Origin of the sequence: Cupriavidus phytohabitans (assembly GCF_000426345.1) — a bacterium.
In the GTDB taxonomy this organism is placed as follows: domain Bacteria; phylum Pseudomonadota; class Gammaproteobacteria; order Burkholderiales; family Burkholderiaceae; genus Cupriavidus.
Genome location: NZ_AUFE01000045.1, coordinates 1 through 18,832, shown reverse-complemented (window position 1 = coordinate 18,832; position 18,832 = coordinate 1). Strand labels below are relative to the sequence as shown.

Here is an 18,832-nt window from a genome sequence, read left to right as displayed (position 1 = left end):
ACGGCTGACGGGACGGCTGACTATAGCGCAGGCCTCTTGCCGCGCGCACCGCCAGGCACGTGAATTCGGCATGGCAAGCCGATCAAAAATGCTCATCATGCCGGGCAGGCACCGGCCCTGGTTTCAGCGTAGCACCGGCCGGAGAGTGCGTGAAAGGTGGCGCCTCCGCCTCAGCGTGCCGAGGCCGGCAGCCGCAGCACCATGTCTAGCTTGTCGTAGAAGTGCGGCGCGACATTCAGCGCTTCGGGCTCCAGGCCGAACCGCTCGAAGCCGAGCGACTCGTACAGCCGCACCGCGCCCGCGCTGCCGGCATTGACGCACAGCGTCACCTGGCGCACGCCTTCCATGGCGGCGGCCTGTTGCAGCGCGCGCTCCATCAGCGCGCGCCCGAGCTTGCGGTCGCGCCAGCCCGGGGCCACGTACATGCCGAAGACCGAGGCCTTGTGCCAGTGCTTGCGCCTCGGCTCGCGCATGATGCCCACCACGCCGGCCAGCGCGGTGCCCTCGAAGGCTCCAAACACGGCCTTGTCGGCGCTTGGCGCGAGCCGCTGCGCCACCGCCTCGGGCAGCAGGTCCTGTTCTTCCTCCAGGCTGGCGGCAAAGGCTTCCGGCGCCTCGGCCAGGCCTTGCAGGCGCAGCGCGTGGAAGGCATCGGCATCGGCGGGGGTCAGCAGCCGGATCTCCATATGGGCAGTCTCCTACCAGTCCAGGCTCAGCAGCCAGTCGACGAAATAGCGCGCCTCGGGCTTCAGCGGCGCCTGTTCCCGCTCGACGATGTAATAGCCGTGCGGCGATACCGACTCGATATCGAGCAGCCGCACCATCTGCCCCAGCGACAGCCAGTGCCGCGCCATGCGCTGGCGCACCAGCGCCACGCCCTGGTTGGACGCGATCGCCTCCAGCATCAGGCCGATGTCGTTGAACTGCGGCCCGGTCTGTGGCTCGGGCCAGTCCAGCCCGGCGGTCTCGAACCACGGCTTCCACGGCTCCAGCGGGCTGCGCAGCAGCACCAGGCCGTGCAGGTGCTCGGGCCTGGTGATGGCGCGGCCGTTGACGCGTTCATAGTACTCGCGCCCGCATGCCGGGAACACCGGCTCGACCAGCAGCCTGGTGGTCTTCAGGTCGGGATAGCGGCCGGTGCCGTAGCGGATCTCCACGTCGGTGTCCTCGGCCTTGACGTCGAGGAACGGGATCGCCAGATGCAACTCCAGGTCGATATGCGGGTACAGCGCGCCGAACTCGGGCAGGCGCGGCACCAGGTGCTGGCGCCCGAAGGTCGGCGGGATCGCCACGCGCAGCCGCGTGCGCAGCTTGTTGTACTCGGGCCGCGCCAGCTCGTTCAGCGACTTGAGCGCGTCCTGCACGTTGCGCAGGTAGCGCGTGCCGGCCGCGGTCAGCCGCAGCGCGGCGTTGGCGCGCACGAACAGGTCCTCGCCCCATAGCTCCTCGAGGTTCTTGATGCGGTGCGATACGGCACTGGGCGTGACCGACAACTCCTCGGCCGCGCGCGCGAAGCTGCCCAGGCGCGCAGCGGCCTCGAAGGCGATCAGCAGGTGCAGCGGCGGGACGCGGTTGAACATGGAAGCCATGCCGGGCCGGTTCAGTGCGCGCCGCCGCCGCGGGTGGCACTGAAGATCTTGCCCGGGTTGAGGATATGGTTTGGATCGAGCGCGTCCTTGACCGCGCGCATCAGGTCGAGCGCATCTTCGCCGTGCTCCTTCACCAGGAAGCGCTGCTTGTGCAGACCCACGCCGTGCTCGCCGGTGCAGGTGCCGCCCATCGCCAGCGCGCGTTCGACGATGCGCTGGTTGATGGCCTCGGCTTCGGCCATTTCCTCGGGCTTGTCGGGATCGACCAGGATCGCCACGTGGAAGTTGCCATCGCCGACGTGGCCGACGATCGGGCAGGGCAGGGCGGAGGCGTTCAGGTCCTTCTCGGTCTCGGTCACGCACTCGGCCAGGCGCGAGATCGGCACGCACACGTCGGTGGTGACCGACTTGCAGCCCGGCTTGAGCTGCAGCATCGCAAAATAGGCGGTATGGCGCGCGTTCCACAGCCGGCTGCGGTCTTCCGGGCGCGTGGCCCACTCGAAGCCCTGGCCGCCGTGCTCGGCGGTCATCTGCTGCACGGTCTCGGCCTGCTCGCGCACGCCGGCCTCGGTGCCGTGGAATTCGAAGAACAGGTGCGGGGTTTCCGGCAGCGCCAGGCTGTCGTGGCGGTTGATGGCGCGGATCGCGAGCGCATCGACGAACTCCACGCGCGCCACCGGCACGCCCAGCTGGATGGTCTGGATCACGGCCTGCACCGCGCTGCCCATGCTGGGGAAGGCGCACACCGCGGCCGAGATCGCCTCCGGCTGCGGGTAGAGCCGCACCGTGACCTCCGTGATGATGCCGAGCGTACCTTCGCTGCCGATGAAGAGGCGGGTCAGGTCATAGCCGGCCGACGACTTGCGCGCGTGCGTGCCGGTGCGGATCACGCGGCCGTCGGCGGTCACCACGGTCAGCGCCAGCACGTTCTCGCGCATGGTGCCGTAGCGTACCGCGTTGGTCCCGGACGCGCGCGTCGCGCACATGCCGCCCAGCGACGCGTCCGCGCCAGGATCGATCGGGAAGAACAGGCCGGTGTCCTTGATTTCCTGGTTCAGCTGCTTGCGCGTGACGCCGGGCTGCACGGTCACCGTCAGGTCCTCGGGCTGCACCGCCAGCACGCGGTTCATCTGCGACAGGTCCAGGCTGACGCCGCCGGCCACGGCCAGCAGGTGCCCTTCCAGCGACGAGCCGGCGCCGTAGGGAATCAGCGGCACGCCGTGGTGGTTGCACAGGCGCGCCACCTCGGCGACTTCGTCGGTGCTGTGGGCAAACACGACCGCATCGGGCGCCGCGGGCGGGAACGGCGATTCATCGCGCCCATGGTGCTCGCGCACGCCGGCCGAGGTGGTGAAGCGCTCGCCGAAGCGCGCCGCGAGGGCTTCGCTGAAGGCGGGCGGCAAGGGACGGCGTTCGAGCGCGGCGGGCGGCGTGGGGTGGTTCATGCGGGTCTCCGGCGGGTCGGCGCGGCGGTGTTGCCGGCGGTGGCGTTCCGGTGTAGTCCGGAGGGGCAGGCGGGGCGCGACCCGGTTGTCGAATGGATGAATAACGGCATTCTACGCCGCGCGGCGGCTCATGCACCCTTGGCCGGCGCCGGGCTGGCCGATAGCCGCACAAGCGAGCCGCACATGCGGGACCACGCACCGAAGGAGGGGGCTGGCGGACTCTCGCGCGCATGGCGGATCCATGCGCTCAGGCGCGATAATGCGCCATTTCCCCCCAACGCTTACCAGCCAAGAGGAGACCGGCATGGGCAACCGCCTGTCCAAGATTGCCACCCGCACCGGCGACGCCGGCACCACCGGCCTGGGCGACGGCAGCCGCACCGGCAAGGATAGCCTGCGCATCGCCGCCATCGGCGACGTCGACGAACTGAACTGCCACCTCGGCGTGCTGCTGACCGAGACGCTTCCCGACGACGTGCGCGCGGCGCTGCTGCATATCCAGCACGACCTGTTCGACCTGGGCGGCGAGCTTTCCATCCCCGGCTACACCCTGCTCAAGCCCGAGCAGGTGGCGCAGCTCGACACCTGGCTGGCCGACTACAACGCCAACCTTCCGCGGCTGGCCGAGTTCATCCTGCCCGGCGGCAGCCGCGCCGCGGCGCAGGCCCACGTGTGCCGCACCGTGTGCCGGCGCGCCGAGCGCGCGCTGGTGGCGCTGGGCGCGGCCGAGCCGCTGAACGAGGCGCCGCGCCAGTACCTGAACCGGCTTTCGGACCTGATGTTCGTGCTGGCGCGGGTGCTGAACCGGGCCGGCGGCGGCTCCGACGTGCTGTGGCAGCGCGACCGGCAGGGAAGCTGAGCCGCGGAAGTAGATCAGGCGGCATTTTTTTGCCGTCGGCCGGGGCTTTGGCTCAAGCACCGGCCGCAAATGCCGTTGAGGAAACGCAAAATCCGAGAAATTTACTCGGATTTGCCGCTTCTGCCCTTGAAAAGACCCCGGACGGCCACATTTCGGCCTCAGGTTGAATTGCAGCCGCGCGGATGGCGATGGCTCAAGAGGAGAGAATAATGGGTAAGATCATCGGTATCGACCTCGGTACCACCAATAGCTGCGTGTCGATCATGGAGGGCAACACCTCCAAGGTCATCGAAAACTCGGAAGGCGCACGCACCACCCCGTCGATCATCGCCTACATGGAAGACGGCGAAATCCTGGTCGGCGCGCCCGCCAAGCGGCAGGCCGTGACCAACCCGCGTAACACGCTGTACGCGGTCAAGCGCCTGATCGGCCGCAAGTTCGAAGAGAAGGAAGTCCAGAAGGACATCGGCCTGATGCCGTATTCCATCGTCAAGGCCGACAACGGCGACGCATGGGTGTCGGTGCGCGACCAGAAGCTGGCCCCGCCGCAGGTTTCGGCCGAAGTGCTGCGCAAGATGAAAAAGACGGCCGAGGACTACCTCGGCGAGCCGGTGACCGAAGCCGTGATCACCGTGCCGGCGTACTTCAACGACTCGCAGCGCCAGGCGACCAAGGACGCCGGCCGCATCGCCGGCCTGGACGTCAAGCGCATCATCAACGAGCCGACCGCGGCCGCGCTGGCCTTCGGCCTGGACAAGAACGAGAAGGGCGACCGCAAGATCGCTGTGTATGACCTCGGCGGCGGCACCTTTGATATCTCGATCATCGAGATCGCGGACGTTGACGGCGAGAAGCAGTTCGAAGTGCTGTCGACCAACGGCGATACGTTCCTGGGCGGCGAAGACTTCGACCAGCGCATCATCGACTACATCATCGGCGAGTTCAAGAAGGACCAGGGCGTGGACCTGTCCAAGGACGTGCTCGCGCTGCAGCGCCTGAAGGAAGCCGCTGAAAAGGCCAAGATCGAACTGTCGAGCTCGCAGCAGACCGAGATCAACCTGCCGTACATCACGGCCGATGCCTCGGGTCCGAAGCACCTGAACCTGAAGATCACCCGCGCCAAGCTGGAATCGCTGGTCGAAGAGCTGATCACCCGCACCATCGAGCCGTGCCGCACCGCGATCAAGGACGCCGGCGTCAAGGTCAGCGACATCGACGACGTGATCCTGGTCGGCGGCATGACCCGCATGCCCAAGGTGCAGGAACAGGTCAAGGAGTTCTTCGGCAAGGAAGCGCGCAAGGACGTGAACCCGGATGAAGCCGTGGCCGTCGGTGCCGCGATCCAGGGTTCGGTGCTGTCGGGCGACCGCAAGGACGTGCTGCTGCTGGACGTGACGCCGCTGTCGCTGGGCATCGAGACCCTGGGCGGCGTGATGACCAAGATGATCACCAAGAACACCACCATCCCGACCAAGCATGCGCAGGTGTTCTCGACCGCCGACGACAACCAGCCGGCCGTGACCATCAAGGTGTTCCAGGGCGAGCGTGAAATGGCCTCGGGCAACAAGCTGCTGGGCGAGTTCAACCTGGAAGGCATTCCGCCCGCAGCGCGCGGCACGCCGCAGATCGAAGTCTCGTTCGACATCGACGCCAACGGCATCCTGCACGTGGGCGCCAAGGACAAGGCGACCGGAAAGGAAAACCGGATCACCATCAAGGCGAACTCGGGCCTGTCGGAAGACGAGATCCAGCGCATGGTCAAGGACGCCGAGGCCAACGCCGAGGAAGACAAGAAGGCCCGCGAGCTGGCTGATGCCCGCAACCAGGCCGACGCGCTGATCCACTCGACCAAGAAGGCAGTCACCGAATACGGCGACAAGCTGGAAGCCGGCGAGAAGGAAAAGATCGAAGCCGCGATCAAGGAACTGGAAGACGCCGCCCGCGGCGGCGACAAGGCCGAGATCGATGCCAAGGTCAACGCCCTGTCGGAGGCCAGCCAGAAGCTGGGCGAGAAGGTCTACGCCGACATGCAGGCCAAGGCCGGCGAGCAGGGCGCAGCGGGTGCCGCGGGTGCCGGCGCGCAGCAGCAAGCCCAGCCGCAGGACGACAACGTTGTGGACGCCGAATTCAAGGAAGTCAACGACAAGAAGTAATCGGGATACGCGGGCGGCGGTGCAGGCACTGGCCGGCACCGCTCCCGCCCCCGACGCCGGGCGCGGCCATCGGACCCAGCGGGAAACCGCCGTCGGATGCCTCGCTCGGCTTTTTTGCTATTCGCCGGTACGGTGCCGCATGCGCCTGCCGGCCAAAGGGTAATGAGCCACCATGGCAAAACGTGACTACTACGAAGTGCTCGGGGTAGGCAAGAACGCGAGCGACGACGAAATCAAGAAGGCTTATCGCAAGCTCGCGATGAAGTACCACCCGGACCGCAATCCGGAAGGCAAGGAAGCCAAGGAAGCCGAGGAAAAATTCAAGGAGGTCAAAGAGGCCTACGAGATGCTTTCCGACCCCGAGAAGAAAGCGGCCTATGACCAGTACGGCCACGCCGGCGTCGATCCCAACATGGCTGGCGGCTTCGGCGGCGCGCAGGGCTACGGCGGTTTCGCCGAGGCCTTCGGCGACATCTTCGGCGATATCTTCGGCCAGCAGGGCGGCGGTCGCCGCGGCGCTGGCGGCCCGCAGGCCTATCGCGGCGCCGACCTGCGCTACAGCATGGAAATCTCGCTGGAGCAGGCCGCGCACGGCCACGAGGCGCAGATCCGCGTGCCGCACTGGGACGACTGCGACCACTGCCACGGCAAGGGCGCGGAGCCGGGCTCCAGCGTCGAGACCTGCCCGACCTGCCATGGCGCCGGCCAGGTGCGCGTGTCGCAGGGCTTCTTCACCATGCAGCAGACCTGCCCGAAGTGCCACGGCAGCGGCAAGTTCATCCCCAAGCCGTGCACCAAGTGCCACGGCCAGGGCAAGCTGAAGTCGCAAAAGACGCTGGAAGTGAAGATTCCGGCGGGCATCGACGAAGGCATGCGCATCCGCTCGTCGGGTAACGGCGAGCCGGGCATCAACGGCGGGCCGCCGGGCGACCTGTACGTGGAAGTCCACATCAAGCAGCACACCGTGTTCGAGCGCGATGGCGACGACCTGCACTGCCAGATGCCGATCTCCTTCGCCACCGCGGCGCTGGGCGGCGACCTGGAAGTGCCGACGCTGAACGGCAAGGCCACCTTCCCGGTGCCCGAGGCGACGCAATCGGGCAAGACCTTCCGCCTGCGCGGCAAGGGCATCAAGGGCGTGCGCTCGGGCTATCCGGGGGATCTCTACGTGCATGTGAACGTGGAGACGCCGGTCAAGCTGACCGAGGCGCAGAGGGAACTGCTGCGCCAGTTCGACCGCTCGGTGCACGAGGGCGGTTCGCGGCATAGCCCGCAGGAGCAATCCTGGCTGGACAAGGTGAAGAGTTTCTTCAGCTGATCCGGCCTGGCTGTATGAGACCGGCCACGTGTGAGCGTGGCCGGTTTTGTTTTTGTGCGACGATCGCGACGCACGCTCCCTCTTTCTCCCCTCTCCCGCGCGCGGGAGGGGGCCGGGGGTGAGGGCCGACGCTGGCAGTACCGATGCCCTATCGGTTGCTCTCCCCCAGGCTCATTGCCGCGCGATAATGCATGGCTGTTCCGCTGAATCTCAGAGTTTCGCCCCCGTGGTAGCAAGCATCCAGCCCCCGCCCTTCCCCCCGACCCCTCTCCCGCGCGCGGGAGAGGGGAGCACGCCCTCAGCGGAAGGAGAGGTGTTCGTCCTTCTCGATGACGCCACCGCCCCCGCGTCGCAAGCCGCAGCGCGCCTCTACACCGGCTTCCTCGGCGAAGACGTGCTGCCCGCCGGCAGCGATATCGTCCGGCTCGACGCGATGCTTGCCGAAGGCTGGCGCCAGGGCTGGCACGCCACGCTGTTTGCCCCTTATGAGTTCGGCGGCGCGCTGGTCGATGCCCCGGTCCACACCGGCGCGAAGATGCCATGCCACGACGGCGCGCTGCGCCTGCTCTGGTTCCGCGACCTGCGCCGCCTCGACAGCGCGGCCGTGGCCGACTGGCTCCAGGCCAACGCCGCGCCGGCGCCAGCCGGATTGATGGATGTCGCTTCCGACACCCCGCGCGAGGCCTTCGATGACGCCATCGCCCGCATCCACCAGTGGATCGAGGCCGGCGACACCTATCAGGTCAACTACACCCAGCGCCTGCGCTTCAATGCCTTCGGCGATCCGGTAGCGCTGTACGCCGCGCTGCGCGCCGCGCAACCGGTGCCCTACGGCACGCTGGCACGGTTGCCGGGCGATGCCTGGGTGCTGTCGCTGTCGCCGGAGCTGTTCGTGCGCCACGACGGCGGCGGCCACCTGCTGACGCGCCCGATGAAGGGCACCGCCCCGCGTTCGGGCGATGCGCAGCGCGATGCGCGGGCCGCGGCCGCACTTGCCGCCGATGCCAAGAACCGCGCCGAAAACGTGATGATCGTCGACCTGCTGCGCAACGACCTGGGCCGCATCGCCCAGCCGGGCAGCGTGGCGGTTCCCGAGCGTTTTGCCGTGCAGCCGTTCGGCGCGGTGCTGCAGATGACCTCGACGGTCACCGCCACGGCGCGTCCCGGCACCGGCTTCGGCGCGCTGATGGCGGCTTTGTTTCCGTGCGGCTCGATCACCGGCGCGCCCAAGCGGCGCACCATGGAGATCATCGCCGAACTGGAAGGCACGCCGCGCGGCCTGTACACCGGCGCGATCGGCTGGCTCGATGCCCCGCAAGCCGGCGCCGCCATGGGCCCGTTTGCGCTGTCCGTGGCGATCCGCACCCTGGTGCTCGCGCCGCAATCGGCCAGCGGGCTGCGTCGCGGCGAAATGGGCGTCGGCGGCGGCATCGTCCACGACAGCGTGGCCGCCGGGGAATTCGCGGAATGCGGCTGGAAGGCGCGCTTCCTGACGCGGCTCGATCCCGGCTTCACGCTGTTCGAGACCATGCGCGTGCAGGACGGCGAATGCCTGCAGGCGGACCGACACCTGGCGCGCCTTGGAGCCTCGGCGCGCGCGCTCGGGTTTGCCTTCGATGCCGACGCTGCACGGGCGGCGGTGGCCACGCAGGCCGGGCAGCTTGGCGCCGGTACCTGGCGCTTGCGTCTGGCGCTGGACAAGGCGGGCACGCTGTCCTTCTCCAGCGGCGCAGTGGTGCCTTTGCAGGGGCTGGTCGCGGTCGACCTGGCGCCCGAACCATTGCCCGACGCCGATCCGCTGCGCCGCCACAAGACCAGCGCCCGCGCGGTCTACGACGCCGGCTGGCAGGCCGCCGAGCGCGCCGGCGGCTTCGACCGCCTGTTCTTCAATACCCGCGACGAGCTGCTGGAAGGCGGGCGCAGCTCGGTCTTCGTCCGCATCGATGGGCGCTGGCTGACGCCGCCGCTGTCGGCCGACATCCTGCCCGGGGTGATGCGCGCGGTCGTGCTGGAGCAAGGCGGCGCGGCACTCGGCGCGCCCGGCGAAGCAGTGGAGGAGGGCGTCATCACGCGCGCCATGCTGGCGCGTGCCGACGCCGTCGTGGTAGTCAACGCACTGCGCGGCGCGCTGCCGGCAACTCTCACCTGAGCGCTATGGGTGATGTGTGTCCAGCACGCCGTCGCCCAGCTTCCAGCGCACCACGCCCGGCAGGTTGATCAGCTCGCGGTCGTGGCACACCATGATGACGGTGCGGCCTTCGGTGGCCAGGTCCCGGACCAGCGCGATCACCTGTTCGCGCGCATGTCCGTCGAGACTGGAGGTAGGCTCGTCCAACAGCAGCAGTTCAGGCTCCAGCACCTTGGCGCGCGCCAGCGCCACGCGCTGGATCTCGCCGCCCGACAGGTGCGCTGGGTCGGTGTCCTGCAGGTGTGACACGCCGGCCCAGCCCAGCGCCTCGCCCACGCGCCGCGCGATCTCGTCGTGCGGCATGCGGCGCGCATGCAGGCCGTAGGCGATGTTCGCACGCACCGAGGTGCGGAACAGGTAGGGGTGCTGGTGCAGATAGGCAATGCGCTGGCGCACCGCTGCCGGCAGCGGATCGAGCGGCGCGCTGTGGGGCTGGCCGTTGGCATCGGTCCATTGGACGGTGGCGCCGGGCGCGCGCTCCAACCCGGCCAGCATGCGCAGCATCGTGGTCTTGCCGGCGCCATTCATGCCGGTCAGCACGATCGCGGTGGCGCGCGGGACCACAAGTTCGTCGATGGCAAACAGGCGGCGCAGGCCGATGGTGCGGGCCAGCCCACGCACGGTCAGCAATGGGGATGCCGGTGGCTGGGGTGCGGCTGTCATCGCCGGAACCCTCCCGCGCCCTGCAGCCACGCCATGCCGATATTGACCAGCAGCGCCAGCGCCACCAGCACGATGCCCAGCGCGATGCCCTGCGCGAATTCGCCCTTGCTGGTTTCCAGCGCGATCGCGGTGGTGATGGTGCGGGTGGAGCCTTCGATATTGCCGCCGATCATCAGCGCCGAGCCGACCTCGGCGATCACGCGTCCGAAGCCCGCCACCACCGCCGCCATCAGCCCGAAGCGCAGCTCGCGCAGCACCGTGAAGAAGGTGCGCCAGCGCCCGGCGCCCAGCACCCATGCGGTTTCGCGCAGGCGCACATCGGCACCCTGCAGTGTCGACAACGCAAACGCCAGCACCACCGGGAAGCCGATCACCGCCTGCCCAAGCACCATGCCCGAGGGCGTGAACAGCAGGTGCAGGCTGCCCAGCGGCCCCTGGCGCGTCAGCAAGAGATAAAGGATCAGCCCGACCAGCACGGTCGGGAAGGAGAGAAAAGCCTGCGCCACCACCACCACCACTCGCCGGCCGGGGAACTGCCGCGTGGCGATGAGCCAGGCCGCGGCGATGGCGGGCACGGTGGCTATCGCCAGCCCCAGCACCGCAATGGCCAGCGAGGTCCAGACGATGAACCACAGCCCCGGGTCGCCGCTGCCGAGCAGTCGGAATGCGGCGACGGTGGCGGCAGCGATCTCCACCGGGTCAGGCGGAGAAGGTGTGCTCGGGAGCGGGGAAGCTGCCGTCCTTGACCGCGGCCACGTAGGCGCGCACGGCGCCTTCGATCGAGGCCTGGCCTTCCATGAAGTTGCGCACGAACTTGGCCTTGCGCCCCGGGTAGACGTTGATCATGTCCTGCAGCACCAGCACCTGGCCGGTGCAGTCGGCGCCGGCGCCGATGCCGATGGTCGGCACCTTCAGCAGCTGCGTGATCTCGCCGGCGAGCTTGGCCGGCACCGCTTCCATCAGCACCACCTGCGCGCCTGCTTCCTGCAGCGCCAGCGCATCGCGCTTGAGCTGCGCGGCGCCCGTGTCGGTCTTGCCCTGCACCTTGAAGCCGCCCAGCGCATGCACCGACTGCGGCGTCAGGCCGATATGCGCGCACACCGGGATGCTGCGCTCGACCAGGAACCTGACGATGGGCGCGAGCCAGTCGCCACCTTCGAGCTTGACCATCTGCGCGCCGGCTTTCATCAGCGTGACGGCGCTGGCAAACGCGGCTTCCGGCGTCGGGTAGGTGCCGAACGGCAGGTCGGTCACCAGCATGGCGGTCTGGTTGCCACGGGCCACGCATTCGGTGTGGTAGGCCATCTGTTCCAGCGTCACCGGCAGCGTGGTCTGCTGGCCCTGGATCACGTTACCCAGCGAATCGCCAACCAGGATCATCTCGACGCCGCAGTAATCGAGCAGCGCCGCAAAGCTGGAGTCGTAGGCGGTCAGCATGGCGATTTTCTCGCCGGCGTCGCGCATCGCCTGCAGTTTGGGGATCGTGATGGTCTTGCGGGAGGGATCGAGGAGGTAACTCATGGCAGTGCCCGAATGTGACGGCGGGTTGTGCCGCTAAACTACCCGCGATACCACGCAGGGCAACGGCTGCCGTCGTTATTGTGTTGTGGCTGGCAGGCGGGGCCTGTCAGGGCGCAGCGAGATTGAGAAAGGCCTTGCGGCCGCGCATGTTTTCAATGCGCGACAGTAGTGTACGGAAATCGTCATCGTTGTCCACCGGATTGAAGTGGGCGGTATCGACGACCAGCACGGGGGCCTCGTCGTAGCGGTGGAACAGTTCGCCGTAGGCGTCGGCCAGCCGCTGCAGGTAGTGTTCGTCGATGCCGGCCTCGCCCGGCTCGCCGCGGCGCACGATGCGCTCGCGCAGCAGCGACGGCGTGGCCTGCAGCACGATGACCAGGTCGACCCGCTGCGGCGGCAGGCTGAAGCGCGCGGCAATGGCGTCGTACAGCGCCAGTTCGTCAGGCGCCAGCGTCAGCGCCGCGTGCAGGCGATCCTTCGCCATCAGGAAATTGGTCACCATGCGCTGGCCGGCCAGCAGCGCGGCCTGCCATTGCTGCAGCTGCACGGTGCGCTGGGTCAGGCACCACAGCTGCAGCGCCAGCGCGTGGCGCGCGGGATCGCGGTAGAACGGTTCCAGGAAGGGACTGCGGCGCGCGCAGTCAGGCAGCTCGTGCGCCTGCAGCGTACGCGCCAGGCGCTGGGCCAGCGAGGTCTTGCCCGATCCGACGGGGCCCTCGACGACGATGCGGCGCAGGTGATCGAGCATGGCGCTTCGCGCGGATGGCCTGGCTGGCCTCAGCCGGTACGGCCGGCCCCGCCCTCGGCCTGCAGGCGCAGGCACTTGCAGGTGGAGACTTTCTCTATGCGCTGGGACGCCACGCCGGCCAGGAAGTCGGCGGCGCGGCCGCGCCCGGGGATCGACAGCTCGGCGTCAAGCTCCACCAGCGGCACCAGCGTGAAGGCGCGCTCGGTCACGCGCGGATGTGGCACGGTCAGGTGCTCGTCGTCGCATTGTTCGTTGCCGAACACAAGGAGGTCCAGGTCGAGTGTGCGCGGTGCGTTGCGGAACGGGCGCTCGCGGCCGAACTGGTCCTCGATGTGGTGGCAGATGCGCAAGAGCTGCGCCGCGGTGAATGAAGTCTGCACCTTGACCACCGCGTTGTAGTAGTCGTCGCCGCCTGCATCGACCGGCGCGGTGCGATAGAGCGAGGAACGGGCCAGCACCGTGATGCCGACCTGCTGGGCCAGGCACACGATGGCGTCCTTGATGACCTGGCGCGCATCGCCGAGATTGGCGCCGATGCCGATGAAGGCGAGAGTCATTTACGTTTCCTCCGGCTGGCCGGGGCCGGCATGTGCTGCCTGGCCCGCGTCCGAGTCGCTCCGGGAAGAAACTTTATCCGATTTCCGCGGACTGCGCCGGCGGCGCTTCTTGCGCGCCGGGCCTTCGCCTTCCGCACCCTGGGCTCCGCCTTGGCCGCCACCTTGGCCGCCACCCTGGCCCCGCGCGCTGCGCACGGCGTCGATCAGGTTCTCACGCTCATGCGGCTCGGCGTTCTGGAAGTCGTGCCACCAGGCGGCCAGCTCTTCCGGCAACTCGCCGGACTGGCAGCGCAGCTGCAGGAAGTCGTAGCCGGCGCGGAAGCGCGGCGACTCCAGCAGGCGGAACGGCATGCGGCCCACGCGCTTCTCGAAGCGCGGCTGCATGCCCCAGATATCGCGCATGTCGGTGACGAAGCGGCGCTGGATCGCGAGCTGGCCGGTCTGCTTTTCCAGCACCGAGTCCATGGCGCTGTTGAGTGCGGCAATGGCATGTTCGCCTTCCTCGCGCAGCTGGTTCCAGCGCTGCAGCACGTGGTGCCACAGCAGCGCCGCGAACAGGAAGCCCGGCGAAACCGGCTTGCCGGCCTGCACGCGGCGGTCGGTGTTGTCCAGTGCCAGCTGCACGAAACGCTGGCCCATGGGCTGCTCCAGCGCCACGTCCAGCAGCGGCAGCAGGCCCTTGTGCAGGCCCGCCTTGCGCAACTCCTGCAGCGAGGCCCAGGCGTGGCCGGACATCAGCAGCTTGAGCATCTCGTCGAACAGGCGCGCGCTCGGCACGTTGTGGATCAGCTCGGCCAGGCCGGCGACCGGGTGGCGCGTGGCCTCGTCGATATCGAAGCCGGTCTTGGCGGCGAAGCGCACCACACGCAGCATCCGCACCGGGTCTTCGCGGTAGCGCGTGGCCGGGTCGCCGATCATGCGCAGCAGGCGCGCGCGGATGTCTTCCATGCCGTGATGGTAGTCATGCACGGTCTGCGCGGCCGGGTCGTAGTACATCGCGTTGATGGTGAAGTCGCGGCGTTCCGCGTCCTCGGCCTGCGAGCCCCACACGTTGTCCCTCAGCACGCGGCCCGAGGCGTCGATCGCATGGGTCTTGCTGTCGAGCTCGGCGCGCTTCAGGCGTCGGCCTTCGGGCAGGGTCTCGCTGGCGATGGCATCGACCAGCGCGCGGAAGGTGGAGACTTCGATGATCTCCTGCTCGCGCCCGCCGTAGAAGGTGACGTGCACGATCTGGAAGCGGCGGCCGATGATGCGCGAGCGGCGGAACAGCGACTGCACCTGCTCGGGCGTGGCATTGGTCGCGACGTCGAAATCCTTGGGCTTGATGCCGAGCAGCAGGTCGCGCACGGCGCCGCCGACGACATAGGCCTGGTAGCCGGCCTGCTGCAGCGTGGAAGTGACCTTGACGGCATTGCGAGACAGCAGCGTGGGATCGATCTGGTGTTCGTCCACGTTGACGATGCGCGGCGTATGGGCGCGGCCGGTGCGGCGCTGCTTGGGGCCGGGTTTGCCCAGCAGCCGGGTAATGAGCTTCTTGATCACGTCAGAACAGATCCATGATGCGCCAGCCGGCTGCGGCGGCGTGGTGGCGCAGGCGATCGTCCGGGTTGGTGGCGATCGGGTCGGAGACCTTTTCCAGCAGGGGCAGGTCGTTGGCCGAGTCGCTGTAGAAGGTGGTGGTCTCGAAGTTGTCCCAGCCCGCGCCCTGGGCCTTCAGCCAGGCCTCGACGCGGGTGATCTTGCCTTCGCGGAAGCTGGGCACGCCGAAGACCTCGCCGGTGAACTGGCTTTCCGGCTTGCCGTCGATGGTGGCGGGCTCGGTCGCGATCAGGTGCTTGATGCCGAAGGCGGCGGCGATCGGCGCCGTGACGAAGCTGTTGGTGGCGGTCACCACCGCGCACAGGTCACCGGCCTCGATGTGCTTGTAGACCAGTGCGCGCGCCTGCGGCGTGATCACCGGGTCGATCACCTCGTGCATGAACTGCATGCGCATGGCGTCGAGCTTGTCGCGCGGGTTGGCCGCCAGCGGCCCCAGCGCGAAGCGCAGGAACGCCTGGATGTCCAGCGTGCCAGCCTTGTAGTGGTTGTAGAACTCGTCGTTCTTCTGCCGGTAAATTTCCTCGTCGACAATGCCCAGGCGGACCAGGAAGCGGCCCCATTCATGGTCGCTGTCGGTCGGGATCAGGGTGTGGTCGAGGTCAAAGAGTGCCAGATTCATGGGGCGCGATTTTACCTTAAGGCAGGATGGGGCAATGGAGCGGGCGGGGCCGGGGCCGTCGCCTAGTCCCGGAATTCAGCGAACATCTCGCGCAGCAGCGGCAGCGTGACCGGCCGCTTGCGTTCCAGCGAGTACGTATCAAGCGCGTCGAGCAGCGCCATCAGGCTGGGCATGTCGCGATAATGGCGCGTCACCAGCCAGTGCGTGATCTCGGGCGACAGCTGCAGGCCGCGTTCGCGTGCCGCTTGCAGCACTGCAGCCTTCTTGTCGTCGTCGGACAGCGGCGCGACCTGGTACACCAGGCCCCAGCCCAGCCGGGTGCGCAGGTCTTCCCGCACCGGCATGGCGCGCGGGGCCAGGCCGCCGGCGACCACCAGCGCGGTGCGCACGTGGGCGCGCACCTCGTTATACAGCGAGAACACCGCGATCTGGCGCGCTTCGTCCAGCAGTTCGACATCGTCGACGGTATAGAGCTGGCACCACGGGTCGAACAGGAAGTCCGACAACGGGTGGTGCGGGCTCAGGTAGCGCGAACGGATGCCATGTTGCGGCGCGGCCTCGCAGACCGCGTGCAGCAGGTGGGTGCGGCCGCAGCCGACCTCGCCCCACAGGTAGACCAGCCGGTCGGTGGCGCGCTCCTGCGCGACCGCGGCGGGTAGTTCCTGCAGGCGCTGCACCGGCTCGCGGTTGGACGCCACCACGAAATTCTCGAAGGTCGAAGGCGGCGGACTGCCCAGCTCGAGCGACAGTTGCTTGTTGGGACGCGGGGACATGACGTATGGCTAACTTCCGGGGTGGGCGTCGGGGGCGATGTTGCGGTCGGTGGTGCGGTCAGTATTGCGGCAATCGGCAGAGACTATTTTCGGTACAGGTCGCTGGCGACGTAAACGCGGCGTAGCTGGCGCGCGCCGACCAGCAGCACGGCGCATGTCGGCAGCGCCAGCAGCACGCCGAAAAAGCCGAACAGCTGGCCGAAGGCGAGCAGCGCGAAGATCACTACCAGCGGGTGCAGCCCGATGCGCTCGCCCACCAGCCGAGGCGTCAGGTAGAAGCTCTCGATGAACTGGCCGAAACCGTACACCACCGCCACCGCGCCCAGGCCATACCAGTTGCCGAACTGCAGCATCGCCGCCAGGATCGCCATGACCAGCCCGACGCCGAAGCCGATGTACGGGATAAAGACCGCCAGCCCGGTGAACACCCCGACCGGCACGCCGATATCGAAGCCGGCAATGGTCAGCCCGATCGAATAGATCGCCGCCAGGATCACCATCACCAGGATCTGGCCGCGCAGGTATTGCGACAGCAGGGCATCCGTCTCGTTGGTCAGCTCGCGCACCTTGGGCACCCAGCGGCGCGGCACCACGCCCTCGATACGGCGCATCACCATGTGCCAATCCATCATCAGGTAGAACATGACAATAGGCACGATAAAGATGATGCCGGCCACCTCGAGCAGCGCCGAACCCGACATCTTGACGTAGTTCAGCAACACCACCAGCAGGTCTTCCGGGCTGGCCGCGAAGCGGTCCGACATCATGTTGCGCAGCCCCGGGAAGTCAAAGCGGATACGCACGCCGAACTCCGCCAGGCGCGGCGCCACCACGGCATTGAGCTTCTTGAGCAGGATCGGCAACTGCTCGCGCACCTGCGGGATCTCGCGCTGGAGCACCGCGATCAGCAGCAGCACCAGCATCACGCAGATCACCGTCAGCAGCAGGATCATCAGCGTCACGCCGATCGCGCGCGGCACCCGGCGCCGTTGCAGCCAGTCCACGCCGGGGTTCAGGATATAGGCGAAGATGAACGCGAACAGGAACGGCGTCAGCACCGGCGCCAGCGCGATGATCGCGGCGAACAGGGCGGCGGCCACTGCGATCCAGAGCAGGATGCGTTTGGTCTCGTGGTTCAGCAGCGGGGCGTTCATCAATAAGGAGGGCGACGAGGCACTTGGGGCCGGTTTGCGGCCCAAGTGTGCCGGAAACTGGAAGCCGGGGGCCTCTATCCGTTAAAATTGCGATTCTACTGGACTCGCGCCCGCCTTCCGATGCCAAGCGACGGAAGCTGCGACGGAAAGCCCGACTGCGCGAGCGCCGGATTTGTCACTTTAGTTCCTCCCTTTATTCCTCCAGGACAAGCAGGTTCCCATGAGCGCATCCCCGACCGACGGCCAGGCCGGCCTTTCCTACCGCGACGCCGGTGTTGACATCGATGCCGGCGACGCGCTGGTCGACCGCATCAAGCCGTTTGCCAAGCGCACCATGCGCGAAGGCGTGATGGCCGGCATCGGCGGGTTCGGTGCGCTGTTCGAGCTGTCGAAGAAATTCCAGGAGCCGGTGCTGGTATCGGGCACCGACGGCGTGGGCACCAAGCTCAAGCTGGCGTTCCAGCTGAACCGCCACGACACCGTCGGCCAGGACCTGGTCGCAATGAGCGTCAACGACATCCTGGTGCAGGGTGCCGAGCCGCTGTTCTTCCTGGACTACTTCGCTTGCGGCAAGCTGGACGTCGACACCGCCGCCACCGTGATCCAGGGCATCGCCCGCGGCTGCGAACTGGCCGGCTGCGCGCTGATTGGCGGCGAGACCGCTGAAATGCCGAGCATGTACCCGGACGGCGAATATGACCTGGCCGGCTTTGCCGTCGGCGCGGTCGAAAAGAAGAAGATCATCGACGGCAGCACCATCACCCCGGGCGACGTGGTGCTGGGCCTGGCGTCGTCGGGCGCGCATTCCAATGGCTATTCGCTGGTGCGCAAGATCATCGAGGTGGCCAGGCCTGACCTGAATGCCGACTTCCACGGCCAGCGCCTGCAGGATGCCATCATGGCGCCGACGCGCATCTACGTGAAGCCGCTGCTGTCGCTGATCGAAACCCTGCCGGTCAAGGGCATGGCCCACATCACCGGCGGCGGCCTGACCGAGAACGTGCCGCGCGTGCTGGCGCAGAACGTGACGGCCGTGCTGCATCGTGATGCCTGGACCCTGCCGCCGCTGTTCCAGTGGCTGCAGGCGCAAGGCCGCGTGGCCGACGACGAAATGCACCGTGTCTTCAACTGCGGCATTGGCATGGTCGTGATCGTGGCCAAGGAAGACGCCGAACGCGCCATCCGCCACCTGCAGGCCGCCGGCGAAGCCGTGTGGCAGATCGGTGAGATCCGCGAACGTGCCGAGGGCGAGGCCCAGACCATCGTGATCTGACGCGACCTCAGCCTTTTAGATAGAAGACGGCGCATGCCCTTGGGCATGCGCCGTTTTTTTGTGCGCCCAGCATGGGCGCACTCTTGTGGGTGCAAGTCCCACCGTAAGTTGATCACAGCGAACGAAGCGAAGCGCAACTGCGAAAGGGCGACCGATCGTGGGGAGGAAGCGTGGAGCGAAGCTGCGAGCCGAGGGACACGAACCGGATAGAAGGCGGTGCCGACCAGGACGAGCGGGCAAAAAGCCGCGAAGTTCTCGTGATCAAGGGGAGGCGGCGTAAATCCGGCGGCTGCGCAGCGAAGGAGTGCGTTCTTACCTGGGGAGATCTCGCCTCATGCCTGAAAGGGCAACGGCGTCGAGCCGGAGCGAGAAG

Annotated in this window: 17 protein-coding genes; 5 read left to right on the top strand and 12 right to left on the bottom strand. The window is 67.7% G+C overall.

Annotated features, from left to right (window positions below; genetic code table 11):
* Positions 1 to 170: 170 nt before the first annotated feature.
* Genes K309_RS0124995 through K309_RS0124985 form a run of 3 tightly spaced genes read right to left on the bottom strand, consistent with a single transcriptional unit; the run spans position 171 to position 3,034 of the window.
* Positions 171 to 686 (bottom strand): GNAT family N-acetyltransferase, encoded by a 516-nt coding sequence (locus tag K309_RS0124995; protein ID WP_029048948.1) that lies wholly within the window; start codon positions 684 to 686, stop codon positions 171 to 173.
* Between the two features lie 12 nt (positions 687 to 698).
* Positions 699 to 1,589: a LysR substrate-binding domain-containing protein gene (locus tag K309_RS0124990; protein WP_029048947.1), complete on the bottom strand. Its 891-nt coding sequence runs from the start codon at positions 1,587 to 1,589 to the stop codon at positions 699 to 701.
* Between the two features lie 11 nt (positions 1,590 to 1,600).
* Positions 1,601 to 3,034, bottom strand: a complete 1,434-nt coding sequence (locus K309_RS0124985) for an FAD-binding oxidoreductase (RefSeq protein WP_029048946.1) — start codon at positions 3,032 to 3,034, stop codon at positions 1,601 to 1,603.
* 304 nt (positions 3,035 to 3,338) lie between these two features.
* Here K309_RS0124985 and K309_RS0124980 point away from each other — a divergent pair, with 304 nt between their 5' ends.
* The 4 genes from K309_RS0124980 to pabB all read left to right on the top strand — a co-directional run bounded on the left by K309_RS0124980 (position 3,339) and on the right by pabB (position 9,513).
* Complete coding sequence (locus tag K309_RS0124980; protein ID WP_029048945.1) at positions 3,339 to 3,893, top strand: cob(I)yrinic acid a,c-diamide adenosyltransferase; 555 nt, start codon at positions 3,339 to 3,341, stop codon at positions 3,891 to 3,893.
* 209 nt (positions 3,894 to 4,102) lie between these two features.
* Complete coding sequence (dnaK, locus tag K309_RS0124975; RefSeq protein WP_029048944.1) at positions 4,103 to 6,046, top strand: molecular chaperone DnaK; 1,944 nt, start codon at positions 4,103 to 4,105, stop codon at positions 6,044 to 6,046.
* Between the two features lie 172 nt (positions 6,047 to 6,218).
* A complete protein-coding gene (gene dnaJ, locus K309_RS0124970; protein WP_029048943.1) occupies positions 6,219 to 7,364 on the top strand; it encodes a molecular chaperone DnaJ in 1,146 nt (381 codons plus the stop codon).
* Positions 7,365 to 7,590: 226 nt separating this feature from the next.
* Complete coding sequence (pabB, locus tag K309_RS0124965; protein WP_029048942.1) at positions 7,591 to 9,513, top strand: aminodeoxychorismate synthase component I; 1,923 nt, start codon at positions 7,591 to 7,593, stop codon at positions 9,511 to 9,513.
* 3 nt (positions 9,514 to 9,516) lie between these two features.
* On the opposite strand, the gene K309_RS0124960 is transcribed toward pabB, so the two are convergent.
* From K309_RS0124960 to K309_RS0124920, 9 genes are all read right to left on the bottom strand, one after another.
* Entirely contained in the window at positions 9,517 to 10,215 is a 699-nt protein-coding gene (locus K309_RS0124960) for an energy-coupling factor ABC transporter ATP-binding protein (protein ID WP_029048941.1), read from the bottom strand.
* Entirely contained in the window at positions 10,212 to 10,910 is a 699-nt protein-coding gene (locus tag K309_RS0124955) for an ABC transporter permease (RefSeq protein ID WP_029048940.1), read from the bottom strand. Before K309_RS0124955 ends, K309_RS0124960 begins: the two co-directional genes overlap by 4 nt.
* Positions 10,911 to 10,914: 4 nt before the next feature.
* On the bottom strand, positions 10,915 to 11,736 hold the full coding sequence (gene panB / locus K309_RS0124950) for a 3-methyl-2-oxobutanoate hydroxymethyltransferase (RefSeq protein ID WP_029048939.1): 822 nt from the start codon (positions 11,734 to 11,736) through the stop codon (positions 10,915 to 10,917).
* A gap of 106 nt (positions 11,737 to 11,842) precedes the next feature.
* Entirely contained in the window at positions 11,843 to 12,484 is a 642-nt protein-coding gene (locus K309_RS0124945) for a deoxynucleoside kinase (protein WP_029048938.1), read from the bottom strand.
* Between the two features lie 29 nt (positions 12,485 to 12,513).
* Positions 12,514 to 13,041, bottom strand: a complete 528-nt coding sequence (gene folK, locus K309_RS0124940) for a 2-amino-4-hydroxy-6-hydroxymethyldihydropteridine diphosphokinase (RefSeq protein WP_029048937.1) — start codon at positions 13,039 to 13,041, stop codon at positions 12,514 to 12,516.
* On the bottom strand, positions 13,042 to 14,583 hold the full coding sequence (pcnB, locus tag K309_RS0124935) for a polynucleotide adenylyltransferase PcnB (protein ID WP_029048936.1): 1,542 nt from the start codon (positions 14,581 to 14,583) through the stop codon (positions 13,042 to 13,044).
* 1 nt (position 14,584) lies between these two features.
* Positions 14,585 to 15,259 carry a histidinol-phosphatase gene (locus tag K309_RS0124930; RefSeq protein ID WP_029048935.1) on the bottom strand — a complete coding sequence of 225 codons (675 nt, stop codon included), beginning with the start codon at positions 15,257 to 15,259 and terminating at the stop codon, positions 14,585 to 14,587.
* Positions 15,260 to 15,321: 62 nt separating this feature from the next.
* Entirely contained in the window at positions 15,322 to 16,032 is a 711-nt protein-coding gene (gene hda / locus K309_RS0124925; protein ID WP_029048934.1) for a DnaA regulatory inactivator Hda, read from the bottom strand.
* An 83-nt stretch (positions 16,033 to 16,115) separates the two neighbouring features.
* Entirely contained in the window at positions 16,116 to 17,186 is a 1,071-nt protein-coding gene (locus K309_RS0124920) for an AI-2E family transporter (RefSeq protein WP_029048933.1), read from the bottom strand.
* 220 nt (positions 17,187 to 17,406) lie between these two features.
* On the opposite strand from K309_RS0124920, the gene purM reads away from it, so the two are divergent.
* Entirely contained in the window at positions 17,407 to 18,459 is a 1,053-nt protein-coding gene (gene purM / locus K309_RS0124915; protein ID WP_029048932.1) for a phosphoribosylformylglycinamidine cyclo-ligase, read from the top strand.
* The last annotated feature ends 373 nt before the right edge of the window (positions 18,460 to 18,832 follow it).